This is a genomic window from Mesorhizobium sp. P2_C4, assembly GCF_056404575.1.
In genome coordinates, this window is record NZ_JBFUDT010000004.1 from 262,315 (window position 1) to 281,653 (window position 19,339).

Annotated in this window: 13 protein-coding genes; 3 read left to right on the forward strand and 10 right to left on the reverse strand. The window is 63.0% G+C overall.

The annotated features are described in order from the left end of the window. Window positions 1-9: 9 nt before the first annotated feature. Window positions 10-657 (reverse strand): response regulator transcription factor, encoded by a 648-nt coding sequence (locus AC1DX6_RS17725; RefSeq protein WP_477315567.1) that lies wholly within the window; start codon window positions 655-657, stop codon window positions 10-12. Between the two features lie 389 nt (window positions 658-1,046). Between AC1DX6_RS17725 and AC1DX6_RS17730 the strand changes: the two genes are divergently transcribed. Further along, entirely contained in the window at window positions 1,047-2,171 is a 1,125-nt protein-coding gene (locus AC1DX6_RS17730; RefSeq protein ID WP_477315569.1) for an OmpA family protein, read from the forward strand. A 19-nt stretch (window positions 2,172-2,190) separates the two neighbouring features. Further along, a complete protein-coding gene (locus tag AC1DX6_RS17735; protein WP_477315571.1) occupies window positions 2,191-3,438 on the forward strand; it encodes a caspase family protein in 1,248 nt (415 codons plus the stop codon). Window positions 3,439-3,472: 34 nt separating this feature from the next. Here the strand turns inward: AC1DX6_RS17735 and AC1DX6_RS17740 are convergent, their stop codons facing one another. After that, on the reverse strand, window positions 3,473-4,027 hold the full coding sequence (locus tag AC1DX6_RS17740) for a DUF6931 family protein (RefSeq protein ID WP_477315573.1): 555 nt from the start codon (window positions 4,025-4,027) through the stop codon (window positions 3,473-3,475). Between the two features lie 183 nt (window positions 4,028-4,210). On the opposite strand from AC1DX6_RS17740, the gene AC1DX6_RS17745 reads away from it, so the two are divergent. Beyond that, on the forward strand, window positions 4,211-4,747 hold the full coding sequence (locus AC1DX6_RS17745; RefSeq protein ID WP_477315575.1) for an OmpA family protein: 537 nt from the start codon (window positions 4,211-4,213) through the stop codon (window positions 4,745-4,747). A gap of 122 nt (window positions 4,748-4,869) precedes the next feature. Here the strand turns inward: AC1DX6_RS17745 and AC1DX6_RS17750 are convergent, their stop codons facing one another. The 8 genes from AC1DX6_RS17750 to tagH all read right to left on the reverse strand — a co-directional run bounded on the left by AC1DX6_RS17750 (window position 4,870) and on the right by tagH (window position 19,326). Continuing rightward, window positions 4,870-6,495 (reverse strand): caspase family protein, encoded by a 1,626-nt coding sequence (locus AC1DX6_RS17750; protein ID WP_477315577.1) that lies wholly within the window; start codon window positions 6,493-6,495, stop codon window positions 4,870-4,872. Between the two features lie 213 nt (window positions 6,496-6,708). Then, window positions 6,709-9,051 (reverse strand): M23 family metallopeptidase, encoded by a 2,343-nt coding sequence (locus tag AC1DX6_RS17755; RefSeq protein WP_477315579.1) that lies wholly within the window; start codon window positions 9,049-9,051, stop codon window positions 6,709-6,711. After that, window positions 9,048-9,458 carry a DUF1036 domain-containing protein gene (locus tag AC1DX6_RS17760; RefSeq protein WP_477316456.1) on the reverse strand — a complete coding sequence of 137 codons (411 nt, stop codon included), beginning with the start codon at window positions 9,456-9,458 and terminating at the stop codon, window positions 9,048-9,050. The genes AC1DX6_RS17755 and AC1DX6_RS17760 overlap by 4 nt, the downstream gene beginning before the upstream one ends. A gap of 107 nt (window positions 9,459-9,565) precedes the next feature. After that, window positions 9,566-11,989, reverse strand: coding sequence for a serine/threonine-protein kinase (locus AC1DX6_RS17765; RefSeq protein ID WP_477315581.1), 2,424 nt, complete (start codon window positions 11,987-11,989; stop codon window positions 9,566-9,568). Continuing rightward, window positions 11,986-12,750, reverse strand: a complete 765-nt coding sequence (locus AC1DX6_RS17770) for a PP2C family protein-serine/threonine phosphatase (protein ID WP_477315583.1) — start codon at window positions 12,748-12,750, stop codon at window positions 11,986-11,988. The genes AC1DX6_RS17765 and AC1DX6_RS17770 overlap by 4 nt, the downstream gene beginning before the upstream one ends. Before the next feature lie 166 nt (window positions 12,751-12,916). Next, entirely contained in the window at window positions 12,917-16,438 is a 3,522-nt protein-coding gene (gene tssM, locus AC1DX6_RS17775; protein WP_477315585.1) for a type VI secretion system membrane subunit TssM, read from the reverse strand. A gap of 22 nt (window positions 16,439-16,460) precedes the next feature. After that, the gene (gene tssL / locus AC1DX6_RS17780) at window positions 16,461-18,014 is read right to left on the reverse strand and encodes a type VI secretion system protein TssL, long form (protein WP_477315587.1); all 1,554 of its coding nucleotides are present in this window, start codon (window positions 18,012-18,014) and stop codon (window positions 16,461-16,463) included. Between the two features lie 271 nt (window positions 18,015-18,285). Then, window positions 18,286-19,326 (reverse strand): type VI secretion system-associated FHA domain protein TagH, encoded by a 1,041-nt coding sequence (tagH, locus tag AC1DX6_RS17785; protein WP_477315589.1) that lies wholly within the window; start codon window positions 19,324-19,326, stop codon window positions 18,286-18,288. Window positions 19,327-19,339 lie beyond the last annotated feature (13 nt).

A 19,339-nucleotide genomic window follows, 5' to 3' on the forward strand; every position in this document is an offset into this window, starting at 1 on the left:
AGGTTGGGATCAAAGCCCGCTTTTGTGACCTGGCCCCAGATGATCGGCAGCTTTACCGAAAGTTGCCCAGGCCAGTTCCGCCCTGCTGCCCAGGTGGAGCTTTTCATAGACGTGATGCAAGTGCATTTTCACGGTGCCTTCGGACACATGCAGCTGTTTGGCAATGCTCTTGTTGCGCAACCCACGCGAGACGAGGCCGGCGACTTCCGTCTCACGCCCTGTAAGCGTGTGCACGGAGTGATGCAGCGCACTCGGCATCACCAGCTGCTCAAGGATATTGTGATCGATCCACTTTCGACCGGCGCCGACTGCATTTACGCATTCGACGAGGCAGCCGTGGCTGACGCCGTCCAACAGCAAGCCGTCGGCGTCGAGTTCCCGTATCTCCTTGACGTCGAACTTGCCGTTTGGTTGCAGGATGAAAATGATGCCCAGCGCGCTGTCGCTTGCCCTCAGTCGAAAAGAAAGACTGGCCGTCTGCCGGTCCGCAATGTCCAGGCCTATGATGACAATATCCGGTTGCAGGCGCTCCACATTCGGGAGAACGTCAATAGCGCTATGGCACTCTGCGACGACACTGTGTCCGGCCTTCCGCAGAACCCACTCCAGACCGGCGAGATACACCCCTCGCGGGTCCGCGACAACCAAAGTCGACATGGGAACCCCGTTCGTAAAAAACGCAACGAACTTAACTAAATATGCCCCAATGTCAGGAAACCAGAGCTTTGAGCATTTGTCAAGGAATCGCTAATATAGTCATGGCTATGAAGGAAACCCGTGGGTGTTCTCTGCACAGGCATCACCGAGCCTAGTACGGCCATGCGTTCGATGGGCACCAACCGAGACGTTCGTGATTGCGTAGCGTGCCTCTGAATTTAGACACCTTTCATCCGCCAGTGATGACAAGTTTTTGAGCGATCTTCTCCCCCGGCAGGCGGGCGGCGCTACTCGTAAAGCAAAAACATATGTTCTATGCTCGCTGGTGTCACTGCGTTCGACCGCCGTGACCGGAACTGAGGTCTGTTGTCCTAAGGCGGGGGGCATGCATGTTCGAGGTCGGCGGATTTTTTCGGCAGGAAAGGTCGACTTTGAAGGGCTGGCGCATCGTCAGCGCCCTTGCTGTGGTCGCCACTGTATTCGGGCTGTTGCTACTCGCACCGGACGTGGCGAATGCAAAACCGAACTGGACGCTCGATCCGGCAAACTCGACGCTCACCTACCAATCGGTGAAGAAGAACACCATTGTCGAGACCAACAAGATCAGGAACCTCTCCGGCACGCTGACAGCGGACGGCGCCGCCAAGGTCATCTTTGACCTCAACTCGGTCGACACCGGCATTGATCTGCGCAATGTCCGCATGCGGTTCCTGTTCTTCGAGACCTTCAAATTCCCCACAGCCGAAGTGACCGCGAAAGTCGATCCTGCCGCCTTCGCCGATCTGGCGACGAAGCGGCGGATGACGGCGCAGATTCCATTTCGACTCAACCTGCACGGCGTCGACAAGGACCTTGTCGCCACTGCCGTCGTCACCATGATCACCGACTCGATGGTGTCGATCGCTTCGGACGCCCCGGTCGCGGTGCATGTCGAGGATTTTGGCCTGCTTCCCAACGTGGAAAAGTTGCAGCAGGCCGCCAATGTCAGCAGCATCGTGCCGACCGCTTCGGTATCCTTCGACTTCGTCTTCACCGCTGATGGCGCAAAACAGGCGCCGCCGCCAGCCGTCGCGGCGGCAGCCGGCGCGGCAACCGAGGTTGGACCGGTTGCCACCGATGCCGCGAAAACGACCTTCAGCGAAGACGAATGCATGAACCGGTTTGCGGTGCTTTCGCGCACCGGAGCCATCTATTTCCGTCCGGCAAGCGCGCGGCTCGACGAAAAGAGCCGGCCGTTGCTGGCCGAGGTGGTCGACGTCGTCGGCAAATGCCCGAAATTGAAAGTCGAAGTGTCGGGCCATACCGATTCCGACGGCTCGCCTGCGGCAAACAAAACCCTTTCGGAGCGGCGCGCCAAGGCGGTGGCCGACGCGATCATCGCGGCCGGCATTCCGTCGACGCAGATCGCCGCCACCGGCTACGGCGAGGAACGGCCGGTGGCGGCCAACGACACGCCAAAGAACAAGGCGCTGAACCGGCGCATCGAGTTTTCCGCCACGCCGCTCGTCAACTGAACAGGGATTTGTCGTAACGGTGCGTTTCAATCTGATTGCCAATTGCAGCGGCCTCATGCGCGGCATCGGTCTGGCCGTGCTGCTGCTGGTTTTGAGCTTGAGCGCAGCCAATGCCGAACGCCGCATCGCCCTGGTGCTCGGCGATGCCCACTACCTGAATGCGCCGGCGCTGCCCAATCCGGTGAACGACGCGCAGGCGATGGCCGATCGCCTGAAGTCCCTGGACTTTGAGATCATCTCCGGCTTCGATCTCACCAAATCGCAGACGCAGGAGAAGATCGCGCAATTTGCAAAGCAGGTGCGCGGCGCCGATATCGCGCTTTTCTTCTACGCCGGCCATGGCTTGCAGGTCGCCGGAAACAACTATCTGCTGCCCGTGGATGCCGCGCTGGAGGACGAAACCTCGCTCGACTTCGAGGCCGTGCAGGTGGATTTCATCTTGCGGCAGATGTCGCGTGAAACCAGCATCCGGCTGGTGTTCCTCGATGCGTGCCGTGACAATCCTCTCGCCGAGGTGCTGGCCAAGGAGACCGGCAGCGCGGCGAGCAGCGGCCTGGCCGAAATCCCGATCGAAAACGGTGGCGCCGGCACGCTCGTCGCCTTCGCCGCCAGCCCCAACCAGGTGGCCTATGACGGATCGGGCGAGCATTCGCCGTTCTCGGCAGCCTTGCTGGCCCATATCGGCGACGCCAATCTTTCGATCACCGAGGCGATGAACCGGGTTACATCAGACGTGTTCAAGGCCACCGCCGGCAAGCAAAGGCCATGGATCAACGTCTCGCTGACAACCGATGTCGTGCTGCACAAGGTCGATCTCAATGCGCCGCTGATCGTCGGCGATTCCACCGTGGCGGCGGCCGAGACGGGTTCGCCCGCGCGCAGCAATGGCGCCAGCGCGGCCACGCCGTCTGCCTCCGACGCCAACGCGCAGGCAGCGCTGGAACAGCTGCGCCAGGAAATCCCCAAGCTGGGCTCGGACGCGCCGGTCCTTTTCGACGTTCCGGTCAACTTTGGCGACCCGGCGATCGACGGCAAGAGCATCGCCCAGCTGATCCAAGGAAAACCGCATTTCAGTCCGGTCGAAGGCCTCGAAAAGTCCGTCTGGGACAATCAATGCAGCAACTGCCATCAATGGACCGAGGAGCGGCTGTGCGACCAGGCCAAGACCTACGTCACCAATGACGTCTCGGTGTTGCGGCTGCAGCACCCGCTGGGCACGCGCTTCAAGGTGGCGCTGGGCAGATGGGCGCAAGGCGGCTGCAAGTGATACAGATCTTGCCGCGTTCTGGGTGCATCCGGCTCTAGCGCAGCGCCTCGATCTCGGCCAGCTGGATACCCATCTCGACAAAGGCTGACAGCACGGAGGAACGGTCCTCGATCGCCACCCGCGCCAATCCGGTCAAGATCCCGGCATTGACGGCATGGGCGGCGGAAAGTGGCCGCGACCCATTCGCGCGGCTCACCTCCGAACCATTGAGATGCCATTTTACCGCCAGGGCAATCCACACCGCCGGCGTCCTCTGCTGTGCCGCCGCCGCTTCGTCCACTGCCGCGTGGCGGCCTGGATTGTGCGGATCGCCGACCCAGTCCTGGACAAGCGCCAGCAGCGCGCGGTCCTGCTCTTCGAGCAGTTCGGTCAGGTGGCCCAGGCATTCGTGGCCCCACCAGATCGCGGCCCGGTCAGGCAAAAGGTAGGCGCAGAAGGTGATCGCCTCTTCGGGTGTCCGTCCCGCCAGGAGCAGGCGGCAAAATTCGAGCGAAGGCTGGTCGGTGGGAACGGCCGTCATGTCGCGGGCGGCAGCGGCGTTCGCAGCGAACAGATCGCGCGCGGTTTTGAATTGGAGCCCGTTGGCCATCGCTGTTATTTTTTCCTCACCGAGCACTCAAGCCCCCGGCGCGGCGCGGGTCAAGTCTCTGTCCTTTGCTCTGGGTAGCAGCGGCCGCTGCGGCCTCCATGAGGTTGTTCACAGACAGCGGCTTGGAAATTTGGTATAGTCTAGGACCAACGAAACCGGATGCTCAAAAGAGGAGTAACCGTTATGAGGTATGGCAGTTCAGCCTTTGCGTTGGCGGTCGTGCTCTTGTCGAGCCACGCTTTCGCCGATCCGCTTCAGAAATCAGAAGACATCGTGAAGTTTTTTGCCGGTGCAGCCGACCTCGGCAAGTCGCGTGGAATTTGCGTCGGCACCGAGGACGAGTGCAAGAGCAAGACCAAGGCAAAGGAAACGCCGCCCGAAAAAACCAGCCTCGATATGCTGATCAATTTCGGGCTGGATTCGGCCGAGCTCGACACGACGGCGCGCGCTGAACTGGGCGAGTTCGCCAAGGCCCTGAAGGATAGCCGGCTGAGCAGCCTCGACTTCGTCGTCGAAGGCTACACCGACGCCACCGGCACGGTGAACTACAATGAGGGCCTGTCGCAACGACGAGCGAAGTCAGTGGCAGCCTTCCTGACAGCCAGCGGCGTCGAGCCAGCCCGCATCAACGCGATTGGCCTGGGCGAAAAGAATCCGCGCAGCCCCAACCCCTACGACCCGGTCAACCGCCGGGTGGAAATGCGGATAAAGGCGCAATAGCCGTATCGGTTTTCGGTGCCCAAACAGTGAGATAGAGCCCCATCCCGTTAGAATCGGGATGGGGCTCTTTGTTTTCGAAATCGGTTCTTCGGTTCGAGGCCGTGCGGCTGGAACACCGGCCGTCAGTTCTTGAGCACGCCGCCCACCGCCACGCCGGTGCCGAAGATCAGCGCCTTGGTCAGGAAATCGTTGTTGTCCTGCGGCGGTGGTGGCTCATCCTCGCGCACCACGGTCTCACGGTTACGCTTTTTCTGGACAACCAGCTGTTTCTTGCGAGGCTTCTGCGCCACCGGCTTTTGTGTGCGGACCCTCTGCACAACCTGCTTTTTCGGCGCCGCCGCACGGGCCTGGTCGGCAGCGTGTCTGGCGCGGACCTGATCCATCATCGGATCTGTCTGGATCACCAGGAACGCCAGCTGCTCACGCGTCAGATAGGTGGTCTGCGGCAGGCCGTTCTTCTCTTGCCAGACACCGATCGCCTGGCGGGTCTGCGGACCGATATTTCCGTCGATGCGGCCCAGTTCGTTGCCCAACGCTTCGATGCGCAACTGCAGATCGATGCGGCCCTGGCGATCGAGACCGATCGCAGCTTCCGTCAACTCGGTGCCGGGCGTTTGCTTCACCTCGTCCGAAACACTGACCGAAGTGCGCACGGCAGAGCCGGAACTGGCGTTGGCCTCGTCCGTATCGATTGCAGCGACCTGCCGGTTTTCGGCCTTCGGGTCCTTCAACGCATCGATGTTGAGCCGCGCCACGGTGGCGAAGCGGCCGTTCGGGAACTGGTCGAGATAGGCTTCGTAGAACGGCACGGAATTGCGCTTGGAAGCCTCATCCCAGAGGCGCTGCTCGACTTCCCAGGACGGAGGATCATTGGTTGCGGCTACGGGCGCAACTGTCGTCGTGGTATCCATCGATGCGTCGGCGACAGGCTTTTCGGCAGGCGCCGCTTCCGTGGCGGGTTTTCCAAGGAAGACCTCGCGCCCCAGCGAGGCGTTGTGCCAGGGCCGCTGCCGACCTTGCGTGGTCTCGGTCACTTCGCCGCGCACGCGCGTCAGCGCGCTCTGGATTTCAACGCCGGGTTCGGTCAGGTGCCTGGCGAGCGCCGTCGAGTAGGGGCTGTCGACGCCGTTGCCGTCGAAAGCGATGGCGCCCGGATCCGTTGCATAGGCAATCAGGATGCCGCCGGTGCCAACGCCGTCCGATTTTGCTTCGATCGGCGCCAGCCCCGAGCCCATCGAGCGGCTTTTCGGCAGCGAGGCGGCCAGCGTCCTGGCCAGCGGATTGTCGCGGCAGGCGTCGAGGATGATGACGCCAACGGCCGGTTCGGGCGGCAACGCCGCCATGAAATCGTCGATCTGGACGGTGCGGGTCTTGAGATAGGCGGGCGATGTCAGTTCGGCGTCGACCGGTATCAGGAAATTCTTGCCATCGACCTGCATGCCGTGGCCGGCATAAAAGATCACGGCGAGGTCGGCGTCGTAGGATTGCTCGGTAAACTGGCTGATCAGGCTGTGCATACCTGCATTGTCCTGGTCGACGCCCTCGATCACCTGGAAGCCGGCGTTGCGCAGCGTCGAAGCGATGAGGTGCGCATCATTAGCGGGATTGGGCAAGGCAACGGCATGAACGTATTTGCTGTTGCCGATGACCAGTGCGACGCGCTTGGTGTCGGGCGTGGCAGCCTGGGCGCCAAGCGCGGCCATGATAAACAGGATGAATCCGCTCAGAAAGACGACGTACGCTTTCATCGACCAGTCCTCCACCCATCCGGGGGCGCGCTATTGATGTCTGCTCATGCTAAATTTCATCAGCGACACAAGTCGCTTCTGCCAAAATGGCTCTTGGGCGTATGTGATCTCGACCACAGTTTTGGTTCACAAAGGGCCCGAAAAAAGTTTTGTATAATACCACTTGGCAGCAGGAAGACCAAATGGTCTGCCAGTGAAACGCGCGGGACAGGCTCACAGCGTATCCTGAATCGAGCCTATGAGAGCCGTGACAGCCTGCTTGTATTTTTCGAACTCCGGCGACGTCTGGCGGATCTCCGTGGTTGTCGTCTGCGGGCTTGCGTCGGTGGCCCTGACCTTCTGACCCATTTTCCGTTCGGCCCAGTCCACGACATAGCTGGCGGTCTTGCCGGTGAGGAACGGGTTGGCCTGGATGACGGCCGAGCCGAGCACGGCGCTCAATTGCGCCGAACCCGGCGCCGCCAGCACCTGATGGGCGCCTTCCATGCCGAGGAAGTGGCAGAGATAGAGCCGGCCGGCTGTGATCTGGTGGCCGCGCGCCCTGAGATAGGCCTCGCCCTCGCGCGCCAGGTTGCGCACCATCTCGCGCGAGATCGTGGCGTCATAGCGCAGGGCCAAAAGGTCGGCGGTCGAAAGTGTCCGCGCCAATTCAGGACGGTAGGTGTTCATCATCCTGATCCAGGTCTTTGAGATGAACTGGCCGGCGCCGGTCGCCGAAGACAGCGGGTTCTTGGCCCGCGCACTGCCGCCGCTTTCGACATGAACGATCCGGTCGGTCAGCGTTTCGACGGCGACATCGTCCGTTGCGACCGCGGTCACCGTCACCGTGCCCAGCGGATCGATGGCCTGGCCGTTCTGATAGAGTTCGAAATGCAGATGCGGTCCGGTCGAAAGGCCTGTGGTGCCGATATAGCCGATGATGTCACCGGCCTTCACCTTGGTGCCGACACCGCTGGCGATGGCGAATTTCGACATATGCGCATAGCGCGTCTCGCGGCCGCCGGCATGCGCGATCTTCACCACATTGCCGTAGCCGCCGCCGTCGCCCTGAAAGATGATTTCGCCATCGAAGGCGGCGGCGATCGGCGTCCCCACTGGTGCTGCCCAATCGACGCCCTTATGGATGCGAACCACACCGAGGATCGGATGCTTGCGCGGGCCGAAGGTCGACGTCATGACGCCGTTGACCGGCGTGACCATGCCGTTGGCGACCGTCAGCGAGCGAACCTGGTCGTCGCCGCTGACGCAAGCGAACTGGCCGTCGCTCTGCTGGAAGACGAAACAGTCGAGACTTTTTTCGCTGCCCTGGACGCCGACATAAAGCACCCGTCCCGATGTCTCGTCCTTGCCGCGCGGCGTCTGCGAATAGATCAGCACCAAACGCTGGTCCTCGCTGGCAAAGGCATCCAGATCCTCGCCTCTCGACAGATACATGATCGCTTCGCCGATCACGCCGGTCGGAACATTGTTGCGGGCAGCCGTCGAGTAGATGGCATCGAGCAGGCGGTATTGCCTCTTGTGCGTGCCTTCGGCCTCGGCGCCCGAATAGTTGAACAGGTCTTCGCGGACCCACGGGTCGACGCCGGAGACGAACGCCCCCGCGGCGTTGCGCGTCAGCGTGCCGACAAAGACGTTCTTGGCGTAGATCGAAACCTGCATCAGCGACATCGTCGTCGTCTCGCGGGTCGGCCTGAAACCGCGCATGGCGACGACATAACCCGGCTCCAGGCTGTCCCGATTGAACAGCGCCTTCAGGGCTTCGCCAGCCAGTTTGGCATCGTCCGCGGAGAAATGCGCATCCAGCGCGACGCTATCCAGGCTGCGATCGTTGAGGATCTTCACGAACGTGTCTTCGGTCGCCTCGAAACGTTGATACTCGTTGGTGACGGTGGCGACGCTCGTGTTGTTTTCGACCTGCGTCTTCTGGAATGCGGGCAGGGCGGCCTCGCCGGCATCGATTGTTTCACCCCAGCCGGCTTCGGGGTCGTCGGCGGTCGCCTGGGGGGCCGACGCGGCTGGCTCCTCGTCTGCGGTGGGCGATGGCTGAAGGTCGTTTTGCAGATCGCCGGATGGCGGTTCGGGCGGGGCGGCGGCGGTCTTTCGCTGCGCCTGGAAGAAGGCGAAATCCTCCTGCGTCGACGGTATCGTGGTCATGAATTTTTCGCTGGCGCTCAGCATCACGTCGGACAGAATTTCGATCTGCGGCGAAACGCCGGCCTGGTCGAGTTCCGCCGGGCGCGGGACCACTTTGCCCTTCGTCGCCGCGCCAGCCTCCGGCGCCAGCGTGATCCACATCGGGTCTCCTGCCAGGTCGATGATGGCGGGCACATAGACCGAAGCGTCGGCCGGTACATCGTCCGATCCTTCGACCGCGTGCAGTTCCTCGTCCTCATCGCCGAACGACCAATAGTCGGCGGTGTAGTAGAAGCCGGCGGCAATCGAACACAGGATGATCACGCCAAGGCCGGCGGCCAGCCCGAGCCAAAGCCTGCGCCGGCGAAGCGCGGCGCGCGCCTGCCGTTTTTGCTTGAAGCTGGTGTCGATACTGTGCGTCACGGACTGCTTCCGGTCAGGAAAAAGGTCCACCGCGCCTGATCGAGCGTATCGACTTCGACAAATCGCGCCGCGATATGGCCGCGCTGCCAGCACTCTTCGATGCCGCGTATCGAGAAGCGTCGCCGCTCGATGCACATGTCGGTCGCCCCGCTCAGGATCGCGTGACCAAAAACGTCCGTCGCATAGATGTAGATGTAGCGGTTCGTCAGTTCCTCGCGGATGACGTTGACGCATTGATTGGCGCCGATGGTCCACCAGCCGTCGGTCTGGTCGGCATTGTCGACCTTCTGGCCGACGGCGAGGTTGACGACGTCGAGCGTCTGATTGCAGACGGTGAATTCGGCGTGGGCCTGGCCGGTTGACAGCAGCGCCAGCCATGCCGCGCCCAGGATCACGGCAAGCTTCATGCGCGCCATCAGCACAAGCAGGGCTCGAACCGCGTCACGCAGCTTTTTGGGCGGGACTGCGGGCGGGCATGTCGAGCGCGGGCGGCGGGTTTCCATCGGCGTCCATGCTACCCGCCGAGCCGAAAATACTTGGCGGTCGCGGAATATCCGGATCCCTTCGTTCCGATCTCATCGAGAATTTTTGGCAGCAGCACCCAGGCCGGCACCGGCGTCGAGAACGATGCCGCCTGAATTTCCTCAGGGCCGGTGATCACCATGATGAGCTGCGGTACGGCCTTGCCGGCGGCCTTGTCGGCGGCGCCGAGACCGATCGGGATGCTGAAGGTAGCCTTGTCGGACTCTGCGATGACACGGTCGTCGAGGTTGAATGCCATGCCCTTGTGGTCGATCAGCAGCACACTGGAAACCAGCCCGCCATGCGTCACCAGCGTGCCGCTGATTGGCGAGCCGTTCGGCACCGACGTCTGGTCGAGCACAAGCTGCGGCTTGTCGGCCGCACTGGCGCCTAGGAAACGCAGGAAGTTGGTGACTTCGCACTGGCTTGGCTCGATGAGCCGCACACTGACGTCGGGCTCGACATGGAATCTTGCCTGGAAGCCGCCCAGCATTTGCTGGAAAGGCGGGACTGTCGTGCCGATGCCTTCGATCGCCACGGCCGTGTCGGTGGCTGACGTGACCGTCGCATAAAAACAGTCGCCGCCGCTGAAGTCGCGAACCCAGGCGACCCGTTGCGCGTTGTCGTCGACGGGAGGCGCCGGCGGGGTTTCCGGCTTGGGCAATTTCAAGACGACGGCCGTACCGGCCGGTTTTTGCGCCGGCACGTCAGCCGGCTGGCTTTGTGCATTGCCGGCATTGGGCTGGCTTGGCTCGGGTGCATGTGCGGTGGGTTCGGGTGTTTGCGCAGTCGGTGCCGGCGCAATCGGTTCGGGGGCGGCCGCCTGGGGCTCGGCTGGTAGGCTGGCCGGCGGCTCGGGCTCTGGGCTCTTGACGACGTCTGGCTGGGCTGCCGGCGGCGCCGGGACCGGCTCGGCCGGTGGTTGCAGCTCGACAGCCTTGTCGACCGGCTCAGCCGGCTTCTGCTCAGTGCTGTTCAGTGTGTCGGGCTTCTGCTGCGGAACGATCGCGGTCGGCGGCGGGGCTGCGACAGGCGGCGACGGCTCCGGCTCTTGAGCGGGGGCGGCATTGGCCTGCGGTTCTGGCGGTGCCGCAGGGGTCTCTGCTTGCGGCTGCGCTGGTGGTTCCGGGGCATCCGGCTTGTCCACCGCGGCTGGCTTCTTTGACAGGTCGGGTTGCAGCGGCGGTGTCTTGGCGGGAGTGTTGATGGACGAGCCGCCCCCAAAATCCACGAATCCGGATGCATAGAGACCCACGCCGACGGCAACGACAATTGCCGCCAGCGCCGCAATCGTCAGCTTCCCCGTTGATGCAGGCTTCTTTGCCGGGATCGCCCGAGCCGGAGCAACCGGCGCCGGCTTCGGCTGCGACAGATGTGCCGGGCGAATGTGCGGAACGAAACGCGGCTCGCTGCCTTCAGGAATTGCAGCGCTCGACAGCGGAACGGCGGGAGGCGGCGGCGTGGTCGATGGCGTGCTGGAAACGGGGCGCCCGGTCTGTATTCCGCCTGTTCGCTCGTCACGTGCTCTCACGGCGGTCGTGCGATCGGTTTCCACCGAAGTGTTGCCGCGTGTCATCGCCGCAATGTCGGCCATGCTTGCGGGCCGGTCCTGCGGGGCCGATTGCAGCATCGCTTCGATGATCGGCCGAAAATCGGCATCGATGTCGGACAGGTCCGGCACTGTTCGCCGCTTTTCGACGATCTCGAACTGGGACCCGGCCATGTCGATCGGCTTGCCGCGCAGCGCGGCCGCCAGCACCAGCCCCAGGCTGTAAATATCGGACTGTTCGCCGACATCGCCGCCATAGAGCCCGAGCTGCTCCGGCGAGACGTAGTTGTATTTTCCGGCGAATTTTCCGCCGATCAGCGTCTCGCCACCGATGGTCGCCGAGCGTGCGATGCCGAAATCGATGATCTTGGCGCGATCGACCCGGCCGCCCGGCAGGATGATGTTGTCCGGCGAAAGGTCGCGATGGATCGCGCCTGCCTCATGCACGGCGCTCAAACCCGAAGCGAGCCGGTGGCACAGTTTGCGGACGTCTTCCGTCGCCATCGCGCCGCGACGCATGACATCGTAGAGGGACTCGCCGTCGACGAATTCCATCGCCAGATAGGGCCGCCCGATCCCGGTATCGATGGTGAAGACGTGGTAGCGCACGACCGCGTCATGCGACAAATGGTTGAGGATCGACGCTTCCTTGCGAAACAGGGACAATATCGTCTGGTCGCGGGCGAATTCCGGCAGCACGATCTTGATCGCAACGTGATCGCCGGTCTGGATGTTGTGGCCGCGATAGACCTCGCCCATCCCACCCGAAGCGATGCGTTCGTCGAGTTCGTAGATGCCGCTGAGCTGGGTGCCGACGGTCGTGTCTGCCAGATTGGGCAATAGCCGCGTCTTGTCGTCGGCGCTCATTGGCTGCGGCCTCCCGCCCTGGACAGGTCCGAACCATTCCCTTTGTCTCTGATCTTGACCAGCACGATGGTGACGTTGTCGGTGCCGCCGCGGTCGAGGACCATCGCCAGGAGGCTCTCGCATGCCGCCTGCGGTGCCGACGCGACCACCGCCGTCGCGATCTCCGCATCGCTGACATGGGCGGTCAGACCATCGGTGGCCAGCACAAAAACGTCTCCCGCCAGGGTCTCTCCTTGCTGGAAGTCGATGGCGATTTCGTCGCTGACGCCGATCGCCCGCGTAATGACGTTGCGGCGCGGCCAGTTTTCAGCTTCGGCCTCGCTGATCATGCCACTGTCGAGAAGCTCCTGGACCTCGGTGTGGTCGCGCGAAATCTGCGAGATCTCGCTGTTGCGGATCAGATAGACGCGGCTGTCGCCTGACCACAGGCAGGCAAACCTGCCGTCCATGGCCAGCAAAGCGGCGACGGTAGAGCCTATGGTTACACCGCGAGACCGGGAGATCTGGCGGATCTCGTCATGAGCCCGGCTCAGCCGATCTTCAAAGCGCGCCCGAAGGTCCGGTGCCGAACTGGCGATGCCGATCGTTGCCAGATGCTCGACGATGCTTGCCGAAGCCACCTCTCCGGCCTCATGGCCGCCCATGCCGTCGGCGACGACCCAGAGACCGATTTGCGGCTCGACCAGATAACTGTCTTCATTGTGGTGACGCACGCAGCCCTTGTGGCTCACGCCGTAGCTTTCAAAGGCAGCATCGTTCACTTGCCTGTCAGCGCTTTCCAAGCGCTCCTCCGCAACGCGTTGTTGAGCGCGCATGGGCAGTCTGCCACACGCTTACCCATTAGAATATCGAAATCTAAGCCGGCTGCAGCGCCGGGCGGGATGGTATTGCTCAAGGTCGATCGGCTCATTTTCCAGACGATCTCCATCAGAAAGCCTTCGGACAGCTGAACCCGGACAGCGCCGGCAGCATAAGTGGATTGCTGCCGGCCCCCGTCTGGATCGTGTAAGCCACGTCGCGTCCGCCAATGACGAAACGCGCCTCGAGACTGTCGCCATTGGCGGTGTTCACCCCCTTGTCCAGCAGCCGTTTCAGCGCCCATGGCCCGTCGAATTTGAGTGCCGACTCGCGGCCGGGAAGTTCCGGCGTCAGGCTCAGGCTGGCCGATCCGGAAGTGCCCGGCCAGGTCACCAGGCCCGGCGTGTTGCCGGCCTGGGTGGCTTGCAAGATCTGACCGTCGATATTGAGCCGCGCCGTGTCGGCATCGCCATGCAACGACAGCGGCGTGAAGGTGAAATTGATCGACGGAACCGGGCCGCCCAGCGGAAAGAAAGCAGCGCGGATTTGCGCCGCAAGCTGGAAGTCCTTCAGGGTCGATTTCGCCAGGTTGCGGCCGAATTTCGTGTCCTGTTTCCACTCCCAATCCTGAGCGCTCATGTCGACCAGGGAGGCGAGATTCTGCGCGAAAAATCTGTCCAGCACGCCGCCTGGGGCGAACAGTCTGGCAAAATCCGCCATCGGCACGTCATCGGTGGCGGCCGGGGCAAACGGAAAGCGGCCGGCGATAGCCTCTTCACACGGGCGGGCGACCGCTTCGTCGAGCATCTCATTGAGATGCGCGACCGAGGTTTCAGCGGCAGTGCCCTCAAAATCGTCCGCCGCGGCGCTGACCATCCTGGCGAGCGCCTTCGGCAGACGCGAGGCGTTGGCGCGAAGGGTCGATATCTGCAGCTGCAGATTGGCGTTGGCCTGGTCCGTCTGGGCCGGAACATCGGCCGCCAGTCTTACGCTTTGATAGATTTCGCGGAAATTCTGGGTCAAGGCGTCGATCGGGCGTTGGCCGGGAGCGCCGGTCACCAAGGCCTGGAACGACCGGAACTGCGCTTCGATGTTCGCACCGGGATCCTGGCCCGGTGCGTTGACGAATGCGGCACCCGCGCGCGCCTGTGATTTGCGCGCCGCAAGTTCGATGCCGATGCGGGCGAGGCCCTTGGCGCGGTCCGCGATCTCCTTGGCGCCGCTCTCGGCGCTGCCGGGGTCGCGTTCACGGGTCAAAGCCGTTTCGCGGGCGATCGCTTCGAACAGCTGCATGATCGGTGAGGTTGGCGACCCGGCCGCGGACAGCGCCAGATATTGCGGCTTGTCGGCCACCATCGCCTTGAACTTCAATCTGTCGAGAACCTCGTTCCACTGCGAAGCAAATCCCTTGCCGTAGCGATCAAGCAGCTCGGGACCAAGCTTGAGCAATTCCTGGTCGAAGCCGCCTTGTTCGCCACCGCTGCCGACCACCCATTGGTCGTCGACAAGCGCCTGCGCAATTTTGGCGAGCTGAGCGAGATAGAAGTCGAAGCCGGCATAGGTGTAGAGCCCGGGGACGCGAAGGCTAGACAGATCGTTGCCATCGTTGCGCTCGAACAGCAGCGAGGCTTCCGGGCCGGCGCGCTGGGACACCGAAAAATCGCCCAGCGCCGCGGCGTAGGTCGCCGACTGGATGAGCGCGGTTGCGCGATCGGCAAGCGTCATGCGTCCGAGCGAGCGCTGGGCGGATTCGACAAGCGAGCGGTTCAGTTCGAACAGCGGATCATAGGCGTCGTCAAGGACGAGCATGGCGCGCAGGTGCTTCTCCAATTGCACGCGCCCGTCGCGGTTGCTCGCTCCGGGATATCGGTTCTGCTCCCAGTCCCGCTTCAACCAGGTGACGACCAGCTCGTCGTCCACTTTCGGCGCCTTGCCGCCAAGCATGAGGTAGATTTTCAGCGGCTCGTAGAGGGCCATCGGATCAGCCATCTTGGCGTCGATCGTTCGTTCGAGCTGAAACAGCAGGCGCGAGCGGAACATGCGCTCCAGGGCCTGCCGGTAGGCCGTTTCCGACGCCGAAAGCAGCCTTTCGCGCTGGCTGAGACCGAACGTCGCCTTGGCCGGCGTCGGCTGGTCTTTGCTCTCGTAGCCAGCCGGCAGACTGCGCAGCGCATCCAGCGCGCCGATGATGGTTTCGAGGTCCGCGTCGGACACGGTCGTGCTTTTGAGCAGCGGCGCGGCAGTGTCGCGATATTGGCTGACAGCCTGGTTGGTGGCGGCGATCAGCGATCGGTTGCTGGCGTAGCTTAGGCCCAAAGCGCCAAGCCCGGCAGCCGCGACCGCCGCGATCACCGCCAGACTGGCATAGCGGGCGAGCGCGGCCCGCCTGTCGGCCGCCCTGTCATACGAAACCCATCCCGACTCGGCGAAAATGACGCGGCTCAGCAAATCATGGAGAAAGAAGCTCTTGCCGGTGCCGGAAAGATGCGGCTGCGCGCTGCTGCCGAAACTGCGGCCAATGCTGCCCAGCAGCTGGTCGATCGGTGTGCCCTCCTGGGTGCCGGACGAAAAATACAGGCCGCGTGGCGTGGCATTCAGCTGTTTGCGGCTCGGCTCGAAGACGCTGTTGAGGAAATGCACGACGCGCCCCTTGAGCGCGCCGAGCTGTGCCGCAAAGCCGAAGATGGCAATGCGCGCGACCGGATCGGTCTCTTGCTGCAGGCGGTCGGTCATGCCCTCGGTCAGGCGTTTTACCAGGGCGTCGAATTCGGCCGGGGCCTCGCCGATCATGTTCAAGCCGCGATCCGCGGTCTGGAATGTCGCGCCCCACACCATGCGTCGGCGCGCGTCATCGAAACCGCCGAAATACTCCATGAAGCCGGAGACCAGGTCGGCCTTGGTGAACAGCACATAGACGGGGAACTGGATCTTCAGGACCTCGTGGATTTCATGCAGACGGCTGCGGATTTCGACGACATGGGCATCAGGCGCCTGATCGTCGGGGGCCATCAGATCGGCAAGGCTGATGGCCAGGATAACGCCGTTGATCGGCTGCCTGGCCCGATGCCTCTTGAGCAGCGACAGAAATGCCAGCCAGCTCTTCTTGTCGGTCTGCACATCGGAATCCTGCGTCGTATAGCGCCCGGCCGTGTCGATCAGCACGGCTTCGTCGGTGAACCACCAGTCGCAATTGCGCGTGCCACCGACGCCCGCGACCGGCTGCGCCTGGCCCGATCCGGCGAGTGGAAACTTCAGGCCGGAATTGACCAGGGCCGTGGTCTTGCCGGCGCCCGGCGGGCCGATGATGATGTACCAGGGAATGTCGTAGAGAAAATTGCGCTTGCCGCTCGACCGCTTGAGCGTCGCGACAGCCTCGCTCATGCCAGCCTCGAGCACCTTTGCATCGCTGCCGTCGTCGTTGGCGCTGGCAATGGCGGCCTCCAGCGCCTTCTGCGCCTTGCGCCTTTGCCAGAAGCGGAGCCCGTACCAGACCACCACTGATACGACGACGCCGCCGATGATCGTCGCGCGCAGCCAGACCGGCTCCAGTGGTCGCGAGCCGGCGAAGCGGATCAACGGGCCGGCGTACCAGACCGCGGCGGCAAAGCCGGCCAGTGCGAGCGTGCTGAAGATCCGCAAAAGCCAGATCATGGGCGCTTCCAGCCGATCCCGGTCACAGCGTCTCCTCCCGCGGGATCATCACATCGACACGACGGTTCTTGGTCCGGCCCTCCGGCGTTGCGTTATCGGCAATCGGTTCGTCCTCGCCCTTGCCGTCCACGCCTGTGCGCGATGGATTGCTGAAATGCGGTGCCATCATCTTTTCGACCGACTTGGCGCGGGCGACGGAAAGGTCGAAATTCGATTTGAATTCGCTCGACTTGCGCGGTTTGACATTGTCCGTGTGGCCAACGATCTTGATCGGCCCCCGCTCCGTGTCGAGAGCCGCCGCGATGCGAGCCGCAACCGGTTCGAACTCGGGCTTCACGTCGGCTTTTCCGGACTGGAACAGCAGGACATTGCTGATTTCCACGACGATGAAATCGCCCTTGGTGCCGACACTGACGCCGCCGGTTTCGATCTCCTTGGCCAGCGCGGCGCGGATGCGATCGACCTGGGCAATCGTCGGTGCCGCGACCTTTACCTCCTCGGTGAGCGGAACGAAGCTGGCGCGTTCGATGGTGATCGGTGTCGCCGGATTGAGGGCCAGCAATTCGCCGGCAAGCGCATCGCCTTCATTGGTGATGAAAACCCGCAGCGCGAAAAACGCCGCCGTCAAAACGGCTGCCGTCGCGGCCGCGATAGCCCAAAGCGGAACCCGCCTCGAGGCTTGCGCTGCCGTCATCGACAGGCCTTGCCAATGTGGCGAGATCTCTTCGCCACTGCCCGTCCTGAAGTAGGCGAGCGTCTCGTGGACGTCGCGACGGACGCGTTCGAGACCGCCGTCTTCGCGCGCCGAGCCGCGATACTGGCCTTCGAACCCCAGCGACAGGCAGACATGCATCAGTTCGATCAGGTCGCAGTGGGTTTCAGGCGCAGCCAGCACGGTGTTCAGCGCCTGGAAGAAGCCCGCGCCGGTCGGTTTGAGCTGAAAGAACTGCGACAGCATGCCGTGCCGCGCCCACACGCCGGGGTTGGAGCCGGGCAGGTTTGCGATGATATCGTCAGCGGTTTCGCAAAGCACAAACTTGGCGATGCGCGCATCCTCTTCGGCCATGTCGGTTTTTGCGATCTTGCGGTCGAATTCCTCAATCAGCTCGGCGGCGCGCTCCGCCAGCGGCTCGGCCTGTCTCTCGACAGCCATCAGCCGGAGATGACCAAGCAGCATCAGCAGCGGCGCGGCGGCAGCAATGATCGGGTTTGCCGCGCCATAGTCGACGCTGTCGCTGGCGTTGAGGAGGGCATCCTGAGGGGTTTTTCGTGCCGTCTCGGCTAGATCTCGAAGCGGCGGGCCGGCATGGCCGGGAGCGGCAGAGCCGGCCTGCGCGGCAGCGTCTTCCACAAACGGCACGCCTTGATAGATCACCGTTCCGCTTGCCCCGTCCGGTGGTGTCTGCTGGCCGGCAGTGGGATCGAAAACAGTTGAATCCCGGGTCTTTGCCGATGCCAGTATCGTGCTGTCGGGCGTCGGCCTGTCGCGGGCGAGGGCCGTTTTTTGCTTGCGGCCGGGATTCGCGCGAATGATGGTTTTGCCCGCCGGGCCGAAAGGATCGTCCTTTGAGCTCATCGTCGAGCTTCCGTCGACGCGCACGCGCAGCAACGCTGGCTACAAAACGCTGTCTCGCCGTACCATGACATTTGCCGCAGACCCCCAGGTCAATCAACCGTACCCGCTTGGCGAACTGTCGTATGTGATCGTAATCTCAGAAGTTGCCGATTGAAACCGGATGCGCGTGGCAAGGTGGTTTTTCTGCGCCGGCTGACAAAGCAGCGTCGGTTGCGCGCCCGAAGGACGGCTTGCGCTGTCGCCGCATCCGGCCCGCGCCTTCAAACCGACCTTAGCTCTTCCCGGTCTGTTTCTGTTTGGCGGCCTTGGCATAGGCCTCGCTGAAATAGGCCAGGAATATGTCCAGCATGCCGTTTTCGTGGGCTTCCTCCTTTGCCCGCCATGTCGCGACAAAGGCATCCCAGGCGCGCGGCTTTTTCGAGGCAAAGGACGATGGCGGAAGTTTTTTGGCGATCGCTTCGGGCGACAGGTCGTCGAGCAGCCGTGACAGCGCCGCTTGCATGGCGGCAAAGGTGGCGAATTCATGGGTCTTGAGGTCGTGGAAGGCGTCCTCGATGCTGTGCCTGGCATCGAGATAGCCGGCCCTGCGCCGCGCGAACATGATGTCGAGGATTTCGTCAGTCCCCGGCACAAATTTCAACGGATTGTTGTCGGCGGCATTGATCATCGTTCGATCGCTGCTTTTGACCAACACTTTTGCCGCGGCTCGCGCCTTCAGCAGCAAAACCAGCTCGTCGACGACGATGCGCAGGATCGAGCCGATTTCGCCGGCCACTTCATGCGACGGACGATGCAGCAGCACTTCCGGCGGGATGCCGGCCCCGGTAGCGATCTTGCGCAGGATTTCATCCGCTTCGTTTGCCTGGCCGGAGGCCGAAGCAAAAGGCGCTGGCGATGGCGGCGGCATGGCGCGCTCCGGAGCTTGTCCGACCCCGGTGTGCCGTTGCGTTGAGCCGTGGCTGCCTCGCGCATGGCCCACCGTGTTGAACGCTGCATTCTCGGCATCGATCGACACGGAAACGATGTAGCGGCCGATCCGCAGCCGATCGCCTTGAACAAGCCGGTGCGGGCCGGCGAGGCGCTGGCTCGATCCATTGACGAAGGTGCCATTGCGCGAGACGTCGTGCAGCCAGAACGCGTTGCCTTCGTAGCGAACCTCGCAATGCCGGCCGGAAATGAACTTGTCCGGGTCGGGCAAGCTCCAGTCGCAATTCTCGCGCCCGATTTCGAAGCTGCGATCACGCGATCTGTAGCCGAGCGGCAGGCCCGCGGGCAGGACATCGACATTGTTGATCTGCAGACTGATGAACATCCGGAATCGCCTG

Excerpts from the sequence above, each read along its gene's own strand:
- AC1DX6_RS17725 (WP_477315567.1), bottom strand. The coding sequence starts at position 657 with ATGTCGACTTTGGTTGTCGCGGACCCGCGAGGGGTGTATCTCGCCGGT.
- AC1DX6_RS17730 (WP_477315569.1), top strand. The coding sequence starts at position 1,047 with ATGTTCGAGGTCGGCGGATTTTTTCGGCAGGAAAGGTCGACTTTGAAG.
- AC1DX6_RS17740 (WP_477315573.1), bottom strand. The coding sequence starts at position 4,027 with ATGGCCAACGGGCTCCAATTCAAAACCGCGCGCGATCTGTTCGCTGCG.
- AC1DX6_RS17745 (WP_477315575.1), top strand. The coding sequence starts at position 4,211 with ATGAGGTATGGCAGTTCAGCCTTTGCGTTGGCGGTCGTGCTCTTGTCG.
- AC1DX6_RS17750 (WP_477315577.1), bottom strand. The coding sequence starts at position 6,495 with ATGAAAGCGTACGTCGTCTTTCTGAGCGGATTCATCCTGTTTATCATG.
- AC1DX6_RS17760 (WP_477316456.1), bottom strand. The coding sequence starts at position 9,458 with ATGAAGCTTGCCGTGATCCTGGGCGCGGCATGGCTGGCGCTGCTGTCA.
- AC1DX6_RS17765 (WP_477315581.1), bottom strand. The coding sequence starts at position 11,989 with ATGAGCGCCGACGACAAGACGCGGCTATTGCCCAATCTGGCAGACACG.
- tssM (WP_477315585.1), bottom strand. The coding sequence starts at position 16,438 with ATGATCTGGCTTTTGCGGATCTTCAGCACGCTCGCACTGGCCGGCTTT.
- tssL (WP_477315587.1), bottom strand. The coding sequence starts at position 18,014 with ATGAGCTCAAAGGACGATCCTTTCGGCCCGGCGGGCAAAACCATCATT.
- tagH (WP_477315589.1), bottom strand. The coding sequence starts at position 19,326 with ATGTTCATCAGTCTGCAGATCAACAATGTCGATGTCCTGCCCGCGGGC.